This window comes from Acinetobacter oleivorans DR1 (assembly GCF_000196795.1).
GTDB lineage: Bacteria > Pseudomonadota > Gammaproteobacteria > Pseudomonadales > Moraxellaceae > Acinetobacter > Acinetobacter oleivorans.
The window spans coordinates 992,396-1,012,027 of sequence record NC_014259.1; the positions used below are offsets into that span (position 1 = coordinate 992,396).

Below are 19,632 nucleotides of genomic sequence, written 5' to 3' on the forward strand. Positions count from 1 at the left end.
GATGTTTATTAGCTTTGAAGGCACGGAAGGGGTAGGTAAAACTACACTCATTCGAAAAATTCATCAGTATTTTGAAGAGCAAGGTAAACAAGTTGTTTTAACCCGTGAACCGGGTGGTACGCCGCTAGCTGAACAAATACGTTCTATGCTTTTGGCAGTGAATCATGATGAAAATATGAGTCATGATACTGAGCTACTCTTAATTTATGCGGCACGTGCTCAACACTTACAACAAGTCATTTTGCCGGCTTTAGAGTCTAATAAAATTGTATTAAGTGATCGTTTTACCGATGCAAGCTTTGCTTATCAATGTACTGGTCGTGGTTTAAGCCAAGATAAATTACAGCTTTTAAATCAGAACTTTGTTTCACGCATGCCAGAAGTAACGTTCTGGTTAGACGCACCGATTGAACTCGGGATGAACCGTGCACGTGAACGTGGAGCTTTAGATCGTTTTGAACAAGAAAAGTTAAGTTTCTTTACTAAGGTTCGTGAAGGTTATGAAACCTTGTGGAAAGCTGAACCTGAACGTATTAAGCGAATAGATGCAACCCAAAGTCCTGATCAGGTGTTCGAACAGGCATTGCAATATTTAGGATAAGCAATTGGATGAGCCACTCTTATAGACTATGGGAGTGGTGAAAAATGACGTTAATTCTGATTTAAAACGTCATAGAAAATATCTGCTATTTTCTTATGCTATCTTACATATGATTTATAGATTGAAGAATAACAAGGATGAAAAGCTCAAAAGAAGAAATCGTGGCATTTCTTGAAAAGGAATTTCCACCAAGTCTTGAACATTGCACGATTGAATCAGTCACGCCTAAAGCTGCTGTCGTTTATTATCATGTCGATCAAAGGCATCAACGGCCCGGTGGTACCATATCTGGTCCAACCATGATGACTTTGGCCGACTTTGCTTTATATATTGCAATATTAGGTGAAATCGGAATTATCGGTTTAGCTGTAACGACCAATTTTAATATTAATTTTCTAAGAAAACCCGCAGGTGATCAAGACTTACGTAGTGAATGTAAACTCATGAAAGTCGGAAAGAGCTTGGTCGTGGGTGAGGTCTGGATTTATTCAGTAGGGTTAGAAGAACCCGTTGCACATGTGACCGCAACTTATTCAATTCCACCTAGATCATAAATATTAAAGCAAATAAAAAGCACAGTCTGAACTGTGCTTTTTTTAGAAGAACAGCTTAAATATCAGTATTAACCAATGGCTGTTCAACTGCAAAATTTGGCGGTGTTAGAACTGTTTTACGAATCTCACTCGAAGTTTCTGGATAATCAAGCGTGTAATGTAGACCACGTGATTCTTTACGTTGCATAGCACAGCGCACAATCATCTCAGATACTAAAACAAGGTTACGCAACTCAATTAAATTTTTGCTGACACGGTAGTCTTGATAATACTCAGTGATTTCACGCTTTAACATTTCAATACGGTGCAAAGCACGTTCTAAACGTTTTGTAGTTCTTACAATACCAACATAGTTCCACATGGTCGAACGTAACTCATCCCAGTTTTGTAAAATCACTACATCTTCATCAGGGTTGGTTACTTGTGAGTCATCCCAAGTTGGTACTTCAGGTAATTTGAAGTTTTCATCAAATTTATTTTCGATATCTTTTGCTGCACTCATGCCGTAAACGAAGCACTCAAGTAATGAGTTACTTGCCATACGGTTTGCACCATGTAAGCCCGTATAAGACGTCTCACCAATCGCATAGAGACCTTCAATATCAGTCTGACTATTTGAGTCAACCACAACACCACCACATGTATAGTGCGCTGCTGGTACCACTGGAATCATGTCTTTGGTAATGTCGATACCTAACTCAAGCAATCGCGCATAAAGTGTAGGGAAGTGCTCTTTGATAAACTCTGGTGATTTATGTGTAATGTCCAACCACACATGACGAATACCGAGGCGTTTAATTTCATGGTCAATGGTACGTGCCACAATATCGCGAGGAGCTAGTTCTGCACGATCATCAAAACGTAGCATAAAACGCTCGCCATCTGGCAAGCGTAAATAAGCACCTTCACCACGCATGGCTTCGGTAATTAAAAAAGAGCGCGCTTGAGGGTGATACAGGCAAGTTGGGTGGAATTGGTTAAACTCCATATTGGCTACACGGCAACCTGCACGGAAGGCCATTGCAATACCATCACCTGTAGCAATATCTGGATTAGATGTGTACAGATAAGCTTTCATCGCACCGCCGCAAGCAAGTGCGGTAAATGGTGCAAGGAAAGTATGAACTTTTTCTGTATTTTCATCTAAGGCATACAAACCAATAGCGCGATTTGCTTGATCTGTATGACCTAATTTATGCGATGTAATTAAATCAATCGCAATGTAATTTTCAAAAATAGTAATATTTTTACGTTCTTTGGCACGTTCAACCAAGGTGGTTGAAATGGCTTTACCTGTTGCATCAGCAGAATGGATAATGCGTCGCTGTGAATGGCCACCTTCGCGCGTTAAATGAAGTTGTTCATCTTCATCTAAAGTAAATTGCACACCTTGCTTTAAAAGAAAATCAACAGAAGGACGACCGCCTTCTACGGTATGTTGTACCGCATCCATTTCACATAAATGAGCGCCTGCAATCATAGTGTCATTAATGTGCTGTTGAATAGAGTCAGTCTCATCAAGAACAGCAGCAACACCACCTTGAGCATAGAAGGTACTTGCTTCGGTTAAAGCAGCTTTGGCTAAAACTGCAATATTAAAATGATTTGGTAACGATAAAGCCAGACTTAAACCAGCACCGCCGCTGCCCACAATAATCACGTCAAAGTGGTGAATTGTCTGTAAATTAGGCATGTCCATTCGCAACAATCTAAAACGTCCGCTAATGACACCCCTTTTTATCTAAAAAGGCAAGAGCTTAAGCGCTCTAACTCAGAGAAAAATTGCAATTGGCTTAAAAAGTTGCAATGCGTAAAATAATGATTGTAAGGATGCCTTACAAATAAACATATTGTTACGCACAACCCCAAAGCGTTGTGATACAACAGTTTTATTCTTATTCTCGTAGACCAATTGTGGGTGAGCACCGAATGAAAACTCGCTATTTACAACAAGGAATGTATGCAGCGGTATTTACAGTTGCTGCTGTTCAGGCAAATGCTGCTGTTGATTTTTCAAACCTCGTTGAACAAGTTAGTCCAGCAGTGGTGAGTGTAAACGTCGTAAAAAAAATGACTCAGGATGAACTGTTGCAGCAGCAAGTCCCTGAAATTTTGAAACGTTTCTTTGGAAATCAGGTCATCATTCCACAGCAACAGGGTCCACAAGAAAAAACTGCATACGGTAGTGCATTTTTTATTAGTAAAGATGGTTACCTACTCACCAACCACCATGTGATTGAAAATGCCTCACGCATTAGTATTACTTTAAATGACCGCCGTGAAATTGATGCAACTGTGGTTGGGAGTGATGAGCGTACAGACGTTGCATTGTTAAAGGTGACTGGAAATAGCTATCCAGCTTTACGCGTAGGAAATGTTGACCGTTTGCGAGTGGGAGAGCCAGTTTTAGCAATTGGTTCGCCTTTCGGTTTTGACTACTCTGCGTCGGCAGGTATTGTGAGTGCTAAATCACGAAATATGAGTGGTGAAACTTCGGTACCATTTATTCAAACTGACGTTGCGCTAAACCCAGGTAACTCTGGTGGTCCACTATTTAACCAAAATGGTGAAGTAGTCGGGGTAAACTCTCGAATATTTAGTGGTACTGGCGGCTATATGGGCTTGTCTTTTTCTATCCCGATTGACGTAGCGATGGATGTAGCCGAACAGCTTAAAACTAAAGGTAAGGTAACACGCTCTTATCTTGGTGTGATGATGCAAGACATTGACCGCAACCTTGCCGATGCTTACAAGTTACCAAAACCTGAAGGTGCTTTAATTACTCAAATTTCTCCGAACTCACCTGCACAAAAAGCAGGCTTGCGAGCGGGTGATGTGATTCTGAAATATAACGGTAATCCGGTATCGCGCACGAGTGAATTACTCTACGCATTAAACAAAGTACAGCCGAATCAAACTGTTCAGTTTGAAGTATTACGTGACGACAAAACCCGTAATATTTCAGCAACTTTAACGACTGCTCCAGATGAAACGCCTGCCACAGGTGCACAAAGTACTGTATCTAAAGGCCCAGTTTTAGGAATGAGCATTCGTGATTTAGCTGAGCCAGAAAAAAGTGCTTTAAGTGTAAAAGGTGGTATCTATGTACAAGATGTTCGCCGTGGTGGCTTAGCATCATTGTCAAATATCATACCGGGTGATGTGATTGTTCAAGTCAACAATAACCAGATTTTAAATAGTCAGGATTTTGCAAAAGTCGTTTCTAACTTGCAAAAAAATACGGTAGCGCGTGTTGCAATTATTCGTCAGGGACAACGCGCAATGCTTGGTTTACGTATTCAGTAAACTTAAAAAAGAAACAATGAACCACCCTAAACATGGGTGGTTTTTGTTATTTATCTTGAGCGTATAGTGATATCTACCTACACTTATTTTAGTTTGAAATTTAATAAATAAGAGTGAACATTTGTGAGTAGTATTTTTGATTTACATATTCAGGTGCAGCCACATCATATTGATGCGTTAGGACATGTGAATAATGTGATGTATGTACAGTGGATGCAAGATGTAGCTGCTGCTCATGTTGAAACATTAGGAGTCGGGGTAACTAAATATCTTGAACTAAAACATGCAATGGTCGCGGTTGAGCATCATGTGCAATATCGTAAAGCTGCATTTGAAGGCGAACAAATTGTATTACGTACATGGTTAGATGATATCAATGCTCTTTATTCGTTTCGCCAATATGTATTTTTCCGCCCATCAGATCAGGCCGTATTATTTGTCGGAAATACTAAATGGGCATGCATTGAAATTGCTACAGGACGTCCAAAACGAATGTCTCCAACTTTTACCCATGCATACAAGCCGCTTGATTCAAGCATAAACCCTTATGATTTTACTATTTCGTATGCTCAATAACCTGAAGTAGTGGCCTCACTTTGATTGTCATTTTTAAAACATAAGTACAAAGCTCATGATTATTTTGGATACTTTAAAATATCCATCTGTTATAATCTCACGCAATTTATTTAACTGCTTTGGCTGTGTATTAAAACAAGCTACATAGCACTCTATATTTTCTCAAGGTAACCCATGGCGCAAGCTAAAAAATCCGTCGATATCAAAAATATACGAAATTTCTCGATTATTGCCCACATTGACCATGGTAAGTCTACATTGGCTGACCGTTTTATTCAGATGTGTGGTGGTCTACAAGATCGTGAAATGCAAGCTCAAGTCTTGGACTCAATGGAGCTTGAGCGCGAACGTGGGATTACCATTAAAGCCGCTTCAGTCACGCTATATTATACTCATCCTAATGGTCAGGAATATCAACTTAACTTTATTGATACTCCCGGACACGTAGACTTCTCGTATGAAGTTTCTCGTTCATTAGCTGCATGTGAAGGTGCACTATTGGTTGTAGATGCTGCACAAGGTGTAGAAGCACAATCAGTTGCAAACTGTTATACCGCGATTGAACAAGGTCTCGAAGTTCTTCCTATTTTAAATAAAATTGATTTGCCTCAGGCTGAACCTGAACGTGTAATTCATGAAATTGAAGAAATTATCGGGATTGAAGCCACAGATGCACCAACCTGTTCAGCGAAAACTGGTTTAGGTGTTGAAGGTGTTTTAGAGCGTTTAGTCGATGTTATTCCAGCGCCTGAAGGTGATCGTGATGCTCCATTACAAGCATTAATTATCGACTCATGGTTTGATAACTACCTAGGTGTAGTTTCTCTTGTACGTATTAAACAAGGTCGTATCCGTAAGGGCGACAAAATGTTGGTTAAATCGACAGGTCAAACTCATCCGGTCACTTCAGTGGGTGTGTTTAATCCGAAGCATACGGAAACAGATATCCTTGAAGCTGGTGAAGTAGGTTTTGTAATTGCGGGTATTAAAGATATTTTTGGTGCGCCAGTAGGTGACACGATTACGCTTGCATCTACCCCTGATGTTACGATTTTACCGGGTTTCAAAAAAGTTAAACCACAGGTTTATGCTGGTCTTTTCCCGATTGATGCGAGCGATTTTGAGCCATTCCGTGAAGCGCTACAAAAATTGCAGATTAACGACTCGGCTTTATTCTTTGAACCAGAAAGTTCTGATGCACTAGGCTTTGGTTTCCGTTGTGGCTTCTTAGGAATGCTACACATGGAGATTGTACAAGAGCGTTTAGAGCGTGAGTACGATCTTGATCTCATTAGTTCTGCGCCTACTGTAATTTATGAAGCATTAACCAAGAAGGGCGAAACGATTTATATCGACAGTCCATCAAAAATGCCAGACGGATCTACTGTAGAAGATTTGCGTGAACCGATTGCAGAATGTCATATCCTTGTTCCTCAAGAATACTTAGGGAATGTAATGACGCTATGTATCGAACGTCGTGGTGTACAAAAAGATATGAAATTCTTGGGTAACCAAGTTTCTATTACTTTTGAAATCCCGATGGCTGAAGTCGTTATGGATTTCTTTGACAGATTAAAGTCATGCTCTCGTGGCTTTGCATCTTTAGACTATAACTTTGTACGTTTTGAAAGTTCAGCTTTAGTTAAGGTTGATGTGTTAATTAATAGCGAAAAGGTTGATGCCTTGGCTATGATTTGTCACCGTAATGATGCACGCCATCGTGGTATTGCATTGGTTGAGAAAATGAAAGACTTGATTCCTCGCCAAATGTTCGATGTTGCTATTCAGGCAGCAATCGGTGCGCAAATTATTGCCCGTTCTACTGTAAAAGCGATGCGTAAAAACGTATTGGCAAAATGTTATGGTGGTGACGTTTCGCGTAAGAAAAAACTACTTTCTAAACAAAAAGAAGGTAAGAAACGTATGAAACAAGTGGGAAGTGTTGAAATTCCACAAGAAGCGTTCTTGGCTGTATTGAAAGTAGAAAGATAAGAAATGAGGGTCGGGGGGAGTAAGACATTACTTTCCCCTACTTTAAGACAAGCAGCTAGGCTGCGAGTGAGGTCGTGTGGATTTTGATTTTAATTTAATTCTTGTTCCAGTTACGCTGATTCTATTTGCAGTGTGGTTGTTAGATAAACTTGTATTCAAGCAGCGTGCAAATAAAGGGCGCGGGAACGAAAATTTTGTTATTACATGGGCTTATGACTTTTGGCCAGTTTTAGCTGTAGTACTTGTACTTCGTTCATTCCTTTACGAACCATTTAATATTCCATCGGACTCTATGGTACCTACTTTAGAAACTGGTGATTTTATTTTGGTTAATAAATTTGATTATGGTGTGCGTTTACCTATCGTTAATAAGAAAATTATTGATGTGGGAGAACCAAAGCGTGGTGATGTGATTGTATTCCGTTATCCACCTCAACCTACCATTAGTTATATTAAACGTGTAATCGGTTTGCCAGGCGATCATCTTGTTTATGATCATGGACAATTGATTATTAACGGACAAAAAGTACCGAAAGTATTAACACAGTTTAGCCGTGAAAAAGATGTATTAGATACACCAACGTCTATTTATCATAAAGAGACGATTGGTGAGCACACCTTTACAATGCGTGAACTTGAAGGCGTAAATGTGGCGCGTCAAGCACCGTTTATCAACTATGTTGAAAATGGTAAATATGCAAACCAAGACGGTTTATATTGGGAAGTGACTGTTCCAAAAGGACATTACTTTGCAATGGGGGATAACCGTGATCAAAGTGCAGACAGTCGTTTCTGGGGTTTCGTTCCTGAAGAAAATTTAACAGGACGAGCATTCTATGTCTGGATGCATAAAGAACCAGGTTTACATCTTCCTAACTTTGGCCGAAATGGAAAAATAGATTAAAAACAACCATTAGGAAAAAAAGAAATGCGTAAGGCACAACAAGGTACTTCGTATTTAGCAATTTTATTTGGGGTGGTTATATTTGCGGTTGCAGTAAAAGCTGTACTTGCAGTTTGGCCAGCATATTGGGATGATCGATTGATTAACAATCAAATAGAAGAGCTTTTACAAGAAAGCTCTTCTGACATCACTCCACAGAAGTTTATGACACAAATGGATCAGCGACTGGAAATGAACAATATTCGTGATCTTCATTTTAAAGAGATTGCGCAAGTGTTTAATGAGTCTGGTCTAAAAGTCCAAAAGAAATATGAGGTAAGAAAACCCTTCTTATCAAATATTGATTTAGTTTTAACATTTGAGAAGAGTTTTGATAAAACATCAGTTCAAACTAAGTGATCCTCGCTTATTGAGTCGAATCGGATATCAATTCAAGCAGCTTGAATTGTTACAGTTAGCTTTGACTCATCGTTCGGTGAGTCATAAATACAATTACGAGCGCTTGGAGTTTTTAGGCGATTCATTATTAGGCATGATTATTGCCAATTATCTATATCATGCCTATCCAAATGAAAACGAAGGTCGCCTAACGCGTATGCGAGCGACTTTAGTACGTCAGGAGGCGTTAGGTAAGATTGCAACCGATTTGCAACTTAGTCGGTGTTTAATATTAAGTACGGGTGAATTGAAATCTGGTGGTCATCATCGTGAGTCAATATTGGCTGACACGGTAGAAGCCATTATTGGTGCAATTTATATTGATAGTGGTGATCTCAACTTACTTACAGATATTGTGCTAAAATGGTATGTACCGTATTTAGACCATATTGAGCCTACGGATCAACTTAAAGACCCTAAATCACGTTTACAAGAGTATCTACAAGCACGTAAAAAACCTCTCCCTGTTTACGAGGTTGTAGATATTCAGGGTGATGCACCTCACCAGCACTTTAAAGTTGAATGTTTGATAGATGGCTTATCAAAGATTCATGGTGAGGGTTCAAGTCGTCGTTTTGCCGAGCAGGCAGCAGCGGCGGAAATTTTAAAGTTATTGGAGCAATAACCTGCATGTCGATGCATTCTGATCAAATCAATCCAGATTCAAATGAGAACCAAGATCCTAATAATCTGATTGATCAATTTTTTAGTTCCAAAGGCGTAACAATTCCTTCGGATTTTAAGAGCGGATTTGTGGCGATTGTGGGACGTCCAAATGTGGGTAAATCTACCCTCATGAACCATTTGTTAGGTCAAAAGCTTTCTATTACTTCGCGTAAACCTCAAACAACACGTCATAAAATTATTGGTATTGATTCGCGTGAAAAAATGCAGGCGGTATATGTAGATACCCCAGGTATGCATAAAAAAGAAGTGCGCGCTATTAATAAAATGATGAATCGTGCAGCTCATTCTGCATTGCGCGACGTCAATTTGGTCTTATTTGTTATTGATGCTTATAAGTGGACGCAAAATGACGACTTAGTGCTTGAAAAACTCAAGAATGCTGAAATGCCAGTTATTTTGGTGATTAACAAAGCTGATACTTTTGAAGATAAAAGAGATATTCTGCCTTTGATTCAAGAGCGCGCTAAACTTATGAATTTTGCCGAGATCGTTCCTGTATCTGCATTACGCGGAGCAAATTTGGAACACTTGAGCGAAACGATTGAGAAGTATCTTCCTTACCAAGCGCCTTTGTATTCATTTGATCAGATTACTGACCGTTCTGAACGCTTTTTAGCTAGCGAAATTATTCGCGAAAAAATCATGCGTCAGTTAGGTGAAGAATTACCTTATGATTTAACAGTACAAATTGAATCTTTCAAAACGGAAGAAGAGACTGTTAATGAAAAAACTGGTCGTTTAAAGCCAGCCTGTACTTATATTGATGCAACGATTTTTGTAGATCGTGCAGGCCAAAAAGCGATTGTGATTGGTGAAAAAGGTGCCAAGCTTAAAACAATCGGTATGGATGCTCGTAAAGACATGGAAAAAATGTTTGAGCAAAAGATCATGCTTACTTTGTGGGTTAAAGTTAAAGGTGGCTGGTCTGATGATGAGCGTGCTTTAAAAAGCTTAGGGTATAGTGATATCTAAAGGATAAGGATGCTGGTATGAAAACAATTACATCATTGGTCGCTATAATTGGATGTACATTGATGTTACAAGGTTGTGTATACAAGCTTGTAACCGTACCAGTAGGTATCGCCTATAAAACTACAAAAGGTGTTGTTAAAGGTACAGCGGCGGTTGTAGGGGCGGTAATTCCTGACGGTGATGATGAGGATGACAAAAAAGAAAAAGAATCTGAGGAATAGTTTCTTTTTATGATGCGCAATGAAGTCCTCCATGGATATATGATTCATCACCGTAAGTACCGTGAAAAAAGTCATATTGTGCATCTTTTTACTCAGGAGTATGGGCGAGTCGATGGTATTTTAAGACAGACTCCGCCCCCTCAATATCAGCCTATCCGCTTGCAAGCCACGGGTAAAAGTGAGCTGAAAAACTTTACAAAGCTTGAAATCTTAAATCAGCCTGTTTTCTTTTTTGGTGATGCTTTTTTTGCTGGATTTTATTTAAATGAAGTTGTTCTTAGACTTTGTCCATTAGAAGAGACAATGCCACAAACGTTTGAGCAATATCAGTTAACGTTACTTCAATTACAACAATTATCTTCCCACGAAAATCCTGACCTTTTTCTTCGGCAGATTTTGCGCCAGTTCGAGCATATTTTACTTCCTGAACTTGGATACGCACTTGATTTCTCAGTCGATGCCCAACAACAGCCGATTCAGGCTCATCAGTTTTATCAATTTCAAGTGACAGAGGGTTTTGCTCCTGTTGTGCAGGCGAGTCGTTCTTCTTTGTCAGGGAAAGCGATTTTGTCTATGTTGGATTATGAGCAAGGGCAGGATTTTTCTCTCGAACAATTGCAATTATTAGGTAAACTATACCGTCAAATGATTACATCGCTTTTAGGTGATCGTCCCCTAAAAAGTCGACAATTGTGGATTCAAAACACTCAAACTCAATCGTAATTAGGATTTATTTATGGCTGCATTGCTTGGTGTAAACATAGACCATGTTGCTACTTTGAGACAGGCGCGCGGTACTACTTACCCAGATCCTGTAGAAGCTGCTCTTATTTGTGAACAAGCTGGTGCAGAGGGCATTACTTTGCATTTGCGTGAAGACCGTCGCCATATTCAAGATGATGACGTACGCCGCATGCGTCCATTATTAAAAACACGTATGAATCTTGAGTTAGCTGTTACTGATGAAATGGTCGAGTTTGCGAAAGAAATTCAGCCACAGCATGTTTGTTTTGTTCCTGAAAGACGCCAAGAAGTAACTACCGAAGGTGGTTTAGATGTAGTAGGTAACTTTGAAAAAGTTAAAGCTGCAACTCAGACTTTAGCTGCTATTGGCTGTGACGTATCATTATTTATTGATGCAGATTTAGCTCAAATTGATGCAGCAGTTGCATGTGGTGCACCTACGATTGAGTTACACACGGGTGCATATGCAGATGCGGCAACAGAGCAAGATCAACAGGCTGAGTTGGCGCGTATTATCAAAGGTGTTGAATATGCAGCTTCAAAAGGTTTGGTTGTAAATGCTGGTCATGGCCTTAACCTTAAAAATATTGCTCCAATTGCTGCTATCTCACAAATTCATGAGTTAAACATTGGACACTCAATTATTGCAGATAGTGTTTTTGTGGGTCTGGTTCAAGCTGTTAAAGATATGAAAGCAGCAATTCAGGTGGCAGGTTAATTTGGTTATGTCGAGTATCAATTACGATGAATTAATGCAACCTGTCTTGGCTTTTTTAGGCTGCCAAACACCAAAAGCATGGTTAGATGAGGCAATCAATAATCTAGATATTTTGATGCAAGATCATGCGAATTGTGAAAAAAAAGCAGCTAGTACAGCAATGAATTTAATGTTCCGTTATAGCTTCTTCCCTGATTTGCAAGTAAAGCTTGCGCAGCTCGTACGGGAAGAAATGCTTCATTATGAACAAGTGCTTGAGCTTATGGCTAAGCGTGGTCAGAAATGGGATGGCTTAAGTGCAGGGCGTTATGCTGGTGGGTTGCGTAAAGAGATTCGTACTTATGAGCCAGAAGCTTTAATTGATGTACTTGTGGTAGGTGCTTTTGTTGAGGCGCGCTCATGCGAACGCTTTCATGCTCTTGCCCCACGTGTAGATGATGAGTTAGGACGCTATTATCGCTATTTGCTTAAGTCGGAGTCTCGTCATTTTGAAGACTATTTGGCACTTGCACTTGATGTTGCAAAAACTGCAAAAATGAAAAATCCTAAAGAGGATATTCAGCAGCGCATTGAGCATATTCGTGAGGTTGAAAAAAATCTGATTTTAACGCCTGATGATACTTTCCGTTTTCACAGCGGTGTGCCTGCATAATATTAGAAGTTTTAAATAAAAAGTTTACCGTAAAAGGTAAACTTTTTTATTAGGTGAGCTTTATTTCTTCGGCGGTAGGCATATTCTGCTTTTAGTTTTTTAATGCATATAATTATTTAATAAATATATTTTTTATAAATTTTAATTTCTCTTAAAATTTTTTTAAAAACTTTTATTTTTTAAAGTAATAACGAATATTATGTAAATATAAAGATAGTTTTGTTCATAATCGGTTCAACTAAATTAGTCGAATATTTTAAGGATATAAGAATGTTAGCATTAGTTACAGGCGCCTCTGCGGGCTTTGGTTATAGTATTTCAAAAAAACTGATTGAGTTAGGTTACAAAGTTATTGGCTGTGGAAGACGGGCAGAAAAATTAAAAGAATTACAGCAAGAACTTGGTGAAAAGTTCTATCCCTTAGTATTTGACATGACAGATACCATAGAAAATATAAATAAGGCCCTAGTTGATTTACCAGCCGAATTTCAAATTAGTCAAATTGATTTATTGGTAAATAATGCTGGATTGGCATTAGGGTTGGAGTCAGCGGATAAATCAGACTTAGATGATTGGTACACTATGATTGATACCAATGTTAAGGGGCTTATTACTGTTACTCGACTAATTTTACCAAGCATGGTAAATAAAAAGTCTGGCTTAATTATCAATATGGGGTCAATTGCAGGTACATACCCATATCCGGGTGGTAACGTTTACGGTGCAACCAAAGCATTCGTGGAGCAATTTAGTTTAAACCTTCGAGCTGATCTATCAGGTACCGGCATTCGAGTAACTAACATTGAGCCCGGGCTTTGTGGGGGTACAGAGTTTTCTTTGGTACGTTTTAAAGGTGACCAAGAGAAAGTGAACAGTCTTTATGATAAAAAGAATCCAATCTTGCCTGAAGATATTGCAAATACGGTAGCTTGGGTTGCTTCACAACCTCCGCACATTAATATTAATCGTATTGAAATGATGCCGACCACTCAGTCTTTTAATCCTTTAAAAGTAGTTGAAATGGAATAATGATTTAAGAAAGGAATATCTTTTTCAAACTTAGATTAGATCATTAAGACAAGTAAATGGTTTACCCATGAAAATTAAATCCTCTATATTGATAGGGGATTTTTTTATAGCTATTAATAAAATTAGGGCAAAAAAAAGCCCGCTTTAATGCTGCGGGCTTTTTAGTATTTGGCTCTCCCACCTGGGCTCGAACCAGGGACCTGCGGATTAACAGTCCGTCGCTCTACCGACTGAGCTATGGGAGAATCTGCATGCGATTATAAGGAGATTTTGAGAAGGGTCAAGTCTAAATTGTCATGTTTACTTCATTTTTGTGTTGTATGCTTTTTATTTGATCAGTTGGGCGCTGTGTTAAGAAATTACTTGCACTTTAAAAAGTCAATTGCTAGATTCAAGAAAGAACAAGCGTTTGGAGAAATCCAAACAGTGTGGATTTAAACCAACTTGCCAGCACTAAAATGGCTAAATCGGAGATAAGTATGAAAACGCTTACGATCGCTTCTATTTTTTCTAATTTTGATTTTTATCAACAAAATTATCTTAATGTCTTAACTCAATCAGAATCTTATTACACACCTGTAGAAGATGCATGGATTGATGCTTATCCTTTCAAAAAACAGAATTTATATTTAGGCGATTTACTGCAGCTTTGGTTTAGTTCTAAATGGAATGTGCATAATTCACTTAAAATTTTAAAAAGCTCGAAATTATTAAACTCCTCTAAATCTCTATATATTTTTCAATTAGAAGGGGAGTTGTTGTTGGGTAAAAATAAAGTGTTAGCTTGGTCTACTGAGCATCAAGAAATTATAGAACTTCAACTTAAAAATATTTGGGCACCTTATGTGATTGCGCAAACTTGTGAACGTCCAAATAATCAAGATTACTCAATAAAAAAGGCAGCGGTTTAAGGCTGCCTTTAATCATTAGGGACGAATAATCATGCAGGTTGCTGTTGCATAGGCATACAGTTTACCTTCCTCATCAATAATCTTTCCTTCGGAAATACCTAAATTTTTACTTAAATTAATGACTTTTCCTGTCGCAATTAAAGGATGGTTCTTTGGAATGGGGCGGCACATTTTCACGTTAAGGTCGATTGTGCCATAGCCTACACCCGCAGGTAACATCGTATGTACTGCACAGCCAGTCACCGAATCTAGGACTGTTGCAGCAAAACCACCATGCACGCCACCGAGTGGATTTAGATGATTATGATCCGCTTGGGCTTTGAAAGTAACAGATCCTTCTGAGATTTCAGTAGGTTGCATAGGTATAGTTTTGCTAATGCTTGCAGGAGGAATATGGCCTTCTATCATGGCTTGTAAAAATTCAAGGCCATTCATTTCCATCGGATTTTTCATTTTTTGAGTCCTTTAATTCTTTAAGTTCTAAAATAGAACTTGATGTTAAATTAGGCGTTAAAATACATATTGTCAAGTACAAGAAATATAGGCCACTTTATAGTTTATAAACTTGTAAATTCTGGTTGAGCAGAATATTTTATAACTCTAAAAATATAAACTTAGTGTGGAAAATAATAATGAACGGTCAGTGTTTATGTGGTGAAACAACTTTTGAAGTTGAATTAAAAAATCATGATGTACATGCTTGCCATTGCTCGATGTGTCGTAGACAAACCAGTGGTGTCATTATGACAATTGATGTGGTCAAAGATAGTTTAAAGTTTATTCAGCAAAAGCATCTTAGTGTATTTAACTCTTCTGACTGGGGAGAACGAGGTTTTTGTAATGTTTGTGGAACAACAATTTTTTGGAGAACGAAAGATCAAAGTTACTGCAACATCAATGCATTTTCTTTAAATGAGCCAGTAGAAGACTTGAATTTGGATATGGAAATTTTTATTGATTCAAAACCTGATTTTTATACTTTTCAAAATGATACAAAGAAATTGACTGAGTCACAGGTCGCTGCGTTATTTAACCTATAATAATTTAAATTATAAAAAAGGGCCTCATTTTGAGGCCCTTTTAATTTTTACAGATTATTTCGCAGCTTTTTCAGCTTCGATTGAAGCGATAGCAGCATCTACACCTTCAATTGAGTCAGCAGCTTTTTTGATACGTGCTAACGCATCAACAAGTACTTCGTCAGCTGTTGCATATGAAATACGCATAAAACCGCCTAAACCAAATGCATCACCAGGTACTACTGCTACGCCAGTTTCTTCTAATAACCATTCAGAGAACTCTGTGCAAGATTTTAAGCCTTTTGCACGAATAAGAGGACGAATGTTTGCATAGGCATAGAAAGCGCCATCAGCAGGTAAGCAAGAGATACCTTTGATGTCATTTAAGCCGTTTACAACTAAGTCATGACGGCGTTTAAACGCTTCGATCATCGGTTGTAAAACGTCTTGTGGACCATTCAATGCAGCTTCAGCAGCAACTTGCGAAATAGAAGTTGGGTTAGAAGTTGACTGTGATTGGATCTTTTTCATTGCACCAATGATTTTTGCTGGGCCGGCTGCATAGCCAATACGCCAACCAGTCATTGCATATGCTTTAGAAACACCATTTAAAACAATCGTGCGGTCATATAAATCTGGAGCAACAGTTGCGATGTTGTAGAACTCATCTTCCCAACGAATTGGTTCATACATATCGTCAGATGCAACAAATACTTGTGGGTGGCGACGTAGAACTTCAGCTAAAGCTTCTAATTCAGCTTTGCTATAAATCATACCAGTTGGGTTAGAAGGGCTGTTTAATACAACTAAGCGAGTGTTAGGTGTAATCGCAGCTTCTAATTGTTCAGGAGTGATTTTGAAGCGTTGGTCTTCGCCACATTTCACAATGACTGGAGTACCTTCAGCAATAATGACCATATCTGGATAGCTTACCCAGAAAGGTGCTGGAATGATAACTTCATCGCCTTTGTTTAATAGAGCAAGCGCCAAGTTAAAGAAGCTTTGCTTACCACCACATGAAACCAAAATCTGATTCGCTTGATAATCAAGATTATTATCACGCTTAAATTTAGCAATAATTGCTTTTTTTAATCCAGGAGTACCATCTACAGCCGTATATTTGGTGAAACCATTATTAATCGCTTCAATTGCAGCATCTTTGATGTGTTGCGGGGTATCAAAGTCTGGTTCGCCAGCACCTAAACCAATCACGTTCTTGCCAGCAGCTTTAAGTTCAGCAGCTTTGTTGGTTACAGCAAGTGTAGGGGACGGTTTGATAGCATTGACACGATCAGAAAGACGTACGTCCACGGCAATATTCCTCTTATGGGATTAAAAAATAAAAAGCATACTATCTTATCGCAAAAATTAAGTAATTTGCGGATGTGGGTATTTTTAGATGTAAAAAAGTTTGATTTAAGAAAGATCTTGTCTCTGTTTTATTCAATTGAAGCTTTTTTGGAAAGAAATGATAAAAATCATTTATAATAAGTCGCAATCGAAATTTCGAGAATGAATCATGACTGAGCAACAGCCAAAACAGAAAAAGGCTTTGGTGAAATTGCCATTCCCAATGCCGAATGAAAGCAATCAAGCCGACGATGCGGTACACAACCAAGTACGTCCTAAACCAGAGCAATACGCAGATAGAACGTGGATGCCTCCACGTGGTACGCGTCGTTCTATGGGAAAACGCTAATTTTGAAAAACAGGCAATATGCCTGTTTTTTTATTGATTGAGTAAAATTTCCTGATAATAACTTTTTTTCTTTTGATACATGTGATGGTCCGCTCGCTTTAACATGTCCTCAATTTGCTCATTTGTTTGAGTGGTTGCATGTCCAATTGCGATGCTAATTGGGTGACTTGAATAATATTGATTGTCGATATTAAAAAGTTCCTGAATGGTTTGAAGCACAATGAGAACATTCGCCTCATCTGCCCCCGGCATTAAAATCACGAATTCATCGCCACCTATTCTAGAAGCCGTATAGGGCGTATTTAAAATGGCCTGACTTAAAATATTTCCAACGCGACGCAATAAACCATCCCCAATATCATGACCAAACTGATCATTGGTTTCTTTTAATCCATTCATATCTAAGAAAATTGAAGAAACAGGGCGAATAATGCTTCGGTTTAAACGATTCAGTTCTTCTGTAAAAAAAGCGCGGTTATATAGTTTGGTAAGAACATCGTGTTGTCCTAAATATTCAAGGTAGTTTTCCGCTTTTTTTCGCGCGGTAATATCGGTAAGTGCAACTTGTACAAGTCCCCAAGTCTCTTCATATCCGGGAAAAACGGTAAATTGAAGCAAGACATTTCTTATTTGGCCATCTAAAGCGTAGTTAATGGCTTCACGTTTATGATGAATATTACCTTGCCATAATTCGATGAGTTGTTCCCGAAAGGTTTCAATCATCTCTTCAGCAAAAACCTTATGTGTATTTCTGAAAAGTGTGGATTTATCAGGAGCCTTAAATAAATCGAGAGTTGCCTGATTAACATCTAAAATCAGAATATCTTCTATACACTGGCGGACAAATTCAGGGTGAACATCTAGAAAAGTTCTAAAGTCTTCAATTCCCAATAGCCTAAGTTGATCAATTCTATTTTTTATACGACTGAAATCTTCAACCCAAAGAGACGTGGGTGAGTAGATAAACATGGATTCAGCTAAGCGACGATTTTTTTCTTCTTCACGAAGCGCATTTTGATAAGGCGTTATGTCTTCGGTGGTAATTAATACACGTTCAAAAGTCGATTCAGAACCGGGTAAAATTGATCCTCTTAACTGAACATCAATACGTTTGCCCGATAAAGTGTAATTTACAGTCGTGCTTGAAAAATGGGTTTTACCATTCCATAGTTCCTCTAATTCATTAATATGGGATTCAAACATCTCTTTTTTAAAAATGAGATTTAAACTCGAATATAGCTCTTCGTGAGTTTTTGCTTCAAAAAGTTCTAAGGTTTTTTGATTCACACGAACAATTTTAATTTTATGGGCACATTCAATAATTAAATTTTTATTTTGGCTTAAAAATTCATGGAGGTTTTCAATACCTTGATTTCTCCATAGATCAAATTGTTGTTTAACTTCACTGAAATCCTCAATCCACATTGGAATTGGGCTAAGGTCAAAAATTGAAGAATCTAAAGTTTCCATATGTTTCTTTAAGTATTCAGTTCGCCTTAAAGTATAATGAGAAAAATTAAGATTTGGGAATATAAAGAACTTAAATTTATTAGAATAATTAAAAATAAGAAAATTAAATGTAAGTAAAAATAAAATAATGAGAAAGCAGATATTATCTGCTTAGCTCATAAGTTTATTAGAGAAATTAACGATTAATAGGGTGGTCAATATTCTTTTCACCACGCCATAATTTGATAAAGTCTTGCTCGTCAAAATCATAAAGTTCCATGAGTGCAACCACTGCGCTCACAAAAATCATGGCCCCCTCAGAGTTTCCATGCAGGTCAAAAATTTTACCATTGAGCTTACCTAAAATATCACTAAGCTCATGATCGCGGCCTCGGCCATAACGATCCCGAGGGTATAGCTCTTCATTTAAAACAATAAGAGCAATTGCTTTTTCAGCAGCTGATAAATCTGTTTTATCTAAGGCTTCTTCAAAAGATTCACTTCCATGATTGAAGTAAAAAATTACTTCATCATTAATGAAACTTTTTACCATCTTTTGAGTTAATGTTGGAAATTGAGAAACTGCATTATCTTCAACATAAGGTTTAAAAGATTCTGGAAAGATAACGTTGTGATCGATATCTTTAAAGAGTGGTGCAATTTCAGAGACTTTATAACCTGCAATGCCACAACCTAAAGCAGTGACAAAATATTTCATTTTAGGATGATTTTTTGCATATATCTTAAAATCTTCAACGTAGTGCTCGATTTGTGAAAGAGGCATTTGTTGAATATGTTCATTTAAAGTTGGAATTGCAAAGCTTTGACCAGCCCAGCCGCGCCCCACACCTTCAACTGCTCCGAAGTGTTGACTGGCAACGCGTGCTGCGCCGCTACCATGCTGTCCAGCAAGGTTACTACCAAATACAAAAACTGTATCTTCTGGAAGTTCGGTTACAATACTTTCATCATGATATTGATAGGTCATGGTTATGCTTTTTATTTAATGGATAGCTTCATGTTGCAACTGATTATAGTATTGGTCAAGTGTTAAGATGCTTAATCTTTTACATTGAATTTCCAACTCAATTTGCACTTTAAATTAAGATAAAAATCCCCATTAAAAGGGGAGACGTTAAATTCAATTTTTTCATAAAGAG

At 38.1% G+C, this 19,632-nt stretch carries 23 protein-coding genes and 1 tRNA gene; 18 read left to right on the plus strand and 6 right to left on the minus strand.

Annotation, left to right across the window (positions count from 1 at the left end):
* The first annotated feature begins 1 nt into the window (after position 1).
* Positions 2-601 carry a dTMP kinase gene (gene tmk, locus AOLE_RS04645; protein ID WP_013197093.1) on the plus strand — a complete coding sequence of 200 codons (600 nt, stop codon included), beginning with the start codon at positions 2-4 and terminating at the stop codon, positions 599-601.
* A gap of 137 nt (positions 602-738) precedes the next feature.
* Complete coding sequence (locus tag AOLE_RS04650; protein WP_013197094.1) at positions 739-1,155, plus strand: PaaI family thioesterase; 417 nt, start codon at positions 739-741, stop codon at positions 1,153-1,155.
* Between the two features lie 55 nt (positions 1,156-1,210).
* Here the strand turns inward: AOLE_RS04650 and nadB are convergent, their stop codons facing one another.
* Complete coding sequence (gene nadB / locus AOLE_RS04655; protein ID WP_013197095.1) at positions 1,211-2,854, minus strand: L-aspartate oxidase; 1,644 nt, start codon at positions 2,852-2,854, stop codon at positions 1,211-1,213.
* A gap of 230 nt (positions 2,855-3,084) precedes the next feature.
* On the opposite strand from nadB, the gene AOLE_RS04660 reads away from it, so the two are divergent.
* The 12 genes from AOLE_RS04660 (at position 3,085) to AOLE_RS04715 (ending at position 13,394) form a co-directional block, all read left to right on the plus strand.
* Positions 3,085-4,461 (plus strand): Do family serine endopeptidase, encoded by a 1,377-nt coding sequence (locus tag AOLE_RS04660; RefSeq protein ID WP_005307484.1) that lies wholly within the window; start codon positions 3,085-3,087, stop codon positions 4,459-4,461.
* Positions 4,462-4,584: 123 nt separating this feature from the next.
* Positions 4,585-5,037: an acyl-CoA thioesterase gene (locus AOLE_RS04665; protein WP_004790729.1), complete on the plus strand. Its 453-nt coding sequence runs from the start codon at positions 4,585-4,587 to the stop codon at positions 5,035-5,037.
* A 174-nt stretch (positions 5,038-5,211) separates the two neighbouring features.
* Positions 5,212-7,029 carry a translation elongation factor 4 gene (lepA, locus tag AOLE_RS04670; protein WP_013197096.1) on the plus strand — a complete coding sequence of 606 codons (1,818 nt, stop codon included), beginning with the start codon at positions 5,212-5,214 and terminating at the stop codon, positions 7,027-7,029.
* 76 nt (positions 7,030-7,105) lie between these two features.
* Positions 7,106-7,933, plus strand: coding sequence for a signal peptidase I (gene lepB / locus AOLE_RS04675; protein ID WP_013197097.1), 828 nt, complete (start codon positions 7,106-7,108; stop codon positions 7,931-7,933).
* 24 nt (positions 7,934-7,957) lie between these two features.
* Positions 7,958-8,332, plus strand: a complete 375-nt coding sequence (locus AOLE_RS04680; protein WP_005307477.1) for a DUF4845 domain-containing protein — start codon at positions 7,958-7,960, stop codon at positions 8,330-8,332.
* Positions 8,304-8,996 carry a ribonuclease III gene (gene rnc / locus AOLE_RS04685; RefSeq protein WP_004790741.1) on the plus strand — a complete coding sequence of 231 codons (693 nt, stop codon included), beginning with the start codon at positions 8,304-8,306 and terminating at the stop codon, positions 8,994-8,996. The genes AOLE_RS04680 and rnc overlap by 29 nt, the downstream gene beginning before the upstream one ends.
* A gap of 11 nt (positions 8,997-9,007) precedes the next feature.
* Positions 9,008-10,030 (plus strand): GTPase Era, encoded by a 1,023-nt coding sequence (era, locus tag AOLE_RS04690; RefSeq protein WP_081399272.1) that lies wholly within the window; start codon positions 9,008-9,010, stop codon positions 10,028-10,030.
* 17 nt (positions 10,031-10,047) lie between these two features.
* A complete protein-coding gene (locus AOLE_RS04695) occupies positions 10,048-10,251 on the plus strand; it encodes an NF038104 family lipoprotein (RefSeq protein ID WP_004790744.1) in 204 nt (67 codons plus the stop codon).
* Between the two features lie 9 nt (positions 10,252-10,260).
* Complete coding sequence (recO, locus tag AOLE_RS04700) at positions 10,261-10,974, plus strand: DNA repair protein RecO (protein WP_013197098.1); 714 nt, start codon at positions 10,261-10,263, stop codon at positions 10,972-10,974.
* Between the two features lie 13 nt (positions 10,975-10,987).
* Positions 10,988-11,713, plus strand: a complete 726-nt coding sequence (gene pdxJ, locus AOLE_RS04705; protein ID WP_004790748.1) for a pyridoxine 5'-phosphate synthase — start codon at positions 10,988-10,990, stop codon at positions 11,711-11,713.
* Positions 11,714-11,720: 7 nt separating this feature from the next.
* Positions 11,721-12,365, plus strand: coding sequence for a tRNA-(ms[2]io[6]A)-hydroxylase (gene miaE / locus AOLE_RS04710; RefSeq protein ID WP_013197099.1), 645 nt, complete (start codon positions 11,721-11,723; stop codon positions 12,363-12,365).
* A 270-nt stretch (positions 12,366-12,635) separates the two neighbouring features.
* Complete coding sequence (locus tag AOLE_RS04715) at positions 12,636-13,394, plus strand: SDR family oxidoreductase (protein WP_013197100.1); 759 nt, start codon at positions 12,636-12,638, stop codon at positions 13,392-13,394.
* 169 nt (positions 13,395-13,563) lie between these two features.
* Here AOLE_RS04715 and AOLE_RS04720 read toward each other — a convergent pair.
* Positions 13,564-13,639: transfer RNA gene (locus AOLE_RS04720), tRNA-Asn, on the minus strand.
* A 46-nt stretch (positions 13,640-13,685) separates the two neighbouring features.
* Between AOLE_RS04720 and AOLE_RS19720 the strand changes: the two genes are divergently transcribed.
* Together AOLE_RS19720 and AOLE_RS04725 are read left to right on the plus strand one after the other, a co-directional pair.
* Positions 13,686-13,832 carry a hypothetical protein gene (locus AOLE_RS19720; protein ID WP_081399273.1) on the plus strand — a complete coding sequence of 49 codons (147 nt, stop codon included), beginning with the start codon at positions 13,686-13,688 and terminating at the stop codon, positions 13,830-13,832.
* 41 nt (positions 13,833-13,873) lie between these two features.
* The gene (locus AOLE_RS04725) at positions 13,874-14,305 is read left to right on the plus strand and encodes a hypothetical protein (protein ID WP_004790752.1); all 432 of its coding nucleotides are present in this window, start codon (positions 13,874-13,876) and stop codon (positions 14,303-14,305) included.
* 15 nt (positions 14,306-14,320) lie between these two features.
* Here the strand turns inward: AOLE_RS04725 and AOLE_RS04730 are convergent, their stop codons facing one another.
* Positions 14,321-14,758, minus strand: coding sequence for a PaaI family thioesterase (locus tag AOLE_RS04730; RefSeq protein ID WP_013197101.1), 438 nt, complete (start codon positions 14,756-14,758; stop codon positions 14,321-14,323).
* A 179-nt stretch (positions 14,759-14,937) separates the two neighbouring features.
* On the opposite strand from AOLE_RS04730, the gene AOLE_RS04735 reads away from it, so the two are divergent.
* Entirely contained in the window at positions 14,938-15,345 is a 408-nt protein-coding gene (locus AOLE_RS04735; RefSeq protein ID WP_013197102.1) for a GFA family protein, read from the plus strand.
* Between the two features lie 54 nt (positions 15,346-15,399).
* Here AOLE_RS04735 and AOLE_RS04740 read toward each other — a convergent pair whose 3' ends face one another.
* Positions 15,400-16,635 (minus strand): pyridoxal phosphate-dependent aminotransferase, encoded by a 1,236-nt coding sequence (locus AOLE_RS04740; protein WP_002118408.1) that lies wholly within the window; start codon positions 16,633-16,635, stop codon positions 15,400-15,402.
* 208 nt (positions 16,636-16,843) lie between these two features.
* On the opposite strand from AOLE_RS04740, the gene AOLE_RS04745 reads away from it, so the two are divergent.
* Positions 16,844-17,023, plus strand: coding sequence for a hypothetical protein (locus AOLE_RS04745; protein ID WP_002118942.1), 180 nt, complete (start codon positions 16,844-16,846; stop codon positions 17,021-17,023).
* 30 nt (positions 17,024-17,053) lie between these two features.
* Here the strand turns inward: AOLE_RS04745 and AOLE_RS04750 are convergent, their stop codons facing one another.
* Positions 17,054-18,493 (minus strand): sensor domain-containing diguanylate cyclase, encoded by a 1,440-nt coding sequence (locus AOLE_RS04750; RefSeq protein WP_013197103.1) that lies wholly within the window; start codon positions 18,491-18,493, stop codon positions 17,054-17,056.
* A 175-nt stretch (positions 18,494-18,668) separates the two neighbouring features.
* Positions 18,669-19,460, minus strand: a complete 792-nt coding sequence (locus tag AOLE_RS04755) for an A1S_2505 family phage non-structural protein (protein WP_004790757.1) — start codon at positions 19,458-19,460, stop codon at positions 18,669-18,671.
* Positions 19,461-19,632 lie beyond the last annotated feature (172 nt).

Bases quoted from the DNA above. Each gene is read 5' to 3' on its own strand.
- AOLE_RS04680 (WP_005307477.1), top strand. From the start codon at position 7,958: ATGCGTAAGGCACAACAAGGTACTTCGTATTTAGCAATTTTATTTGGG.
- AOLE_RS04730 (WP_013197101.1), bottom strand. From the start codon at position 14,758: ATGAAAAATCCGATGGAAATGAATGGCCTTGAATTTTTACAAGCCATG.
- AOLE_RS04715 (WP_013197100.1), top strand. From the start codon at position 12,636: ATGTTAGCATTAGTTACAGGCGCCTCTGCGGGCTTTGGTTATAGTATT.
- AOLE_RS04755 (WP_004790757.1), bottom strand. From the start codon at position 19,460: ATGACCTATCAATATCATGATGAAAGTATTGTAACCGAACTTCCAGAA.
- AOLE_RS04695 (WP_004790744.1), top strand. From the start codon at position 10,048: ATGAAAACAATTACATCATTGGTCGCTATAATTGGATGTACATTGATG.
- AOLE_RS04745 (WP_002118942.1), top strand. From the start codon at position 16,844: ATGACTGAGCAACAGCCAAAACAGAAAAAGGCTTTGGTGAAATTGCCA.
- lepA (WP_013197096.1), top strand. From the start codon at position 5,212: ATGGCGCAAGCTAAAAAATCCGTCGATATCAAAAATATACGAAATTTC.
- recO (WP_013197098.1), top strand. From the start codon at position 10,261: ATGATGCGCAATGAAGTCCTCCATGGATATATGATTCATCACCGTAAG.
- era (WP_081399272.1), top strand. From the start codon at position 9,008: ATGCATTCTGATCAAATCAATCCAGATTCAAATGAGAACCAAGATCCT.
- AOLE_RS04735 (WP_013197102.1), top strand. From the start codon at position 14,938: ATGAACGGTCAGTGTTTATGTGGTGAAACAACTTTTGAAGTTGAATTA.
- tmk (WP_013197093.1), top strand. From the start codon at position 2: ATGTTTATTAGCTTTGAAGGCACGGAAGGGGTAGGTAAAACTACACTC.
- nadB (WP_013197095.1), bottom strand. From the start codon at position 2,854: ATGGACATGCCTAATTTACAGACAATTCACCACTTTGACGTGATTATT.
- AOLE_RS04660 (WP_005307484.1), top strand. From the start codon at position 3,085: ATGAAAACTCGCTATTTACAACAAGGAATGTATGCAGCGGTATTTACA.
- AOLE_RS04725 (WP_004790752.1), top strand. From the start codon at position 13,874: ATGAAAACGCTTACGATCGCTTCTATTTTTTCTAATTTTGATTTTTAT.
- AOLE_RS04750 (WP_013197103.1), bottom strand. From the start codon at position 18,493: ATGGAAACTTTAGATTCTTCAATTTTTGACCTTAGCCCAATTCCAATG.
- miaE (WP_013197099.1), top strand. From the start codon at position 11,721: ATGTCGAGTATCAATTACGATGAATTAATGCAACCTGTCTTGGCTTTT.
- AOLE_RS04650 (WP_013197094.1), top strand. From the start codon at position 739: ATGAAAAGCTCAAAAGAAGAAATCGTGGCATTTCTTGAAAAGGAATTT.
- pdxJ (WP_004790748.1), top strand. From the start codon at position 10,988: ATGGCTGCATTGCTTGGTGTAAACATAGACCATGTTGCTACTTTGAGA.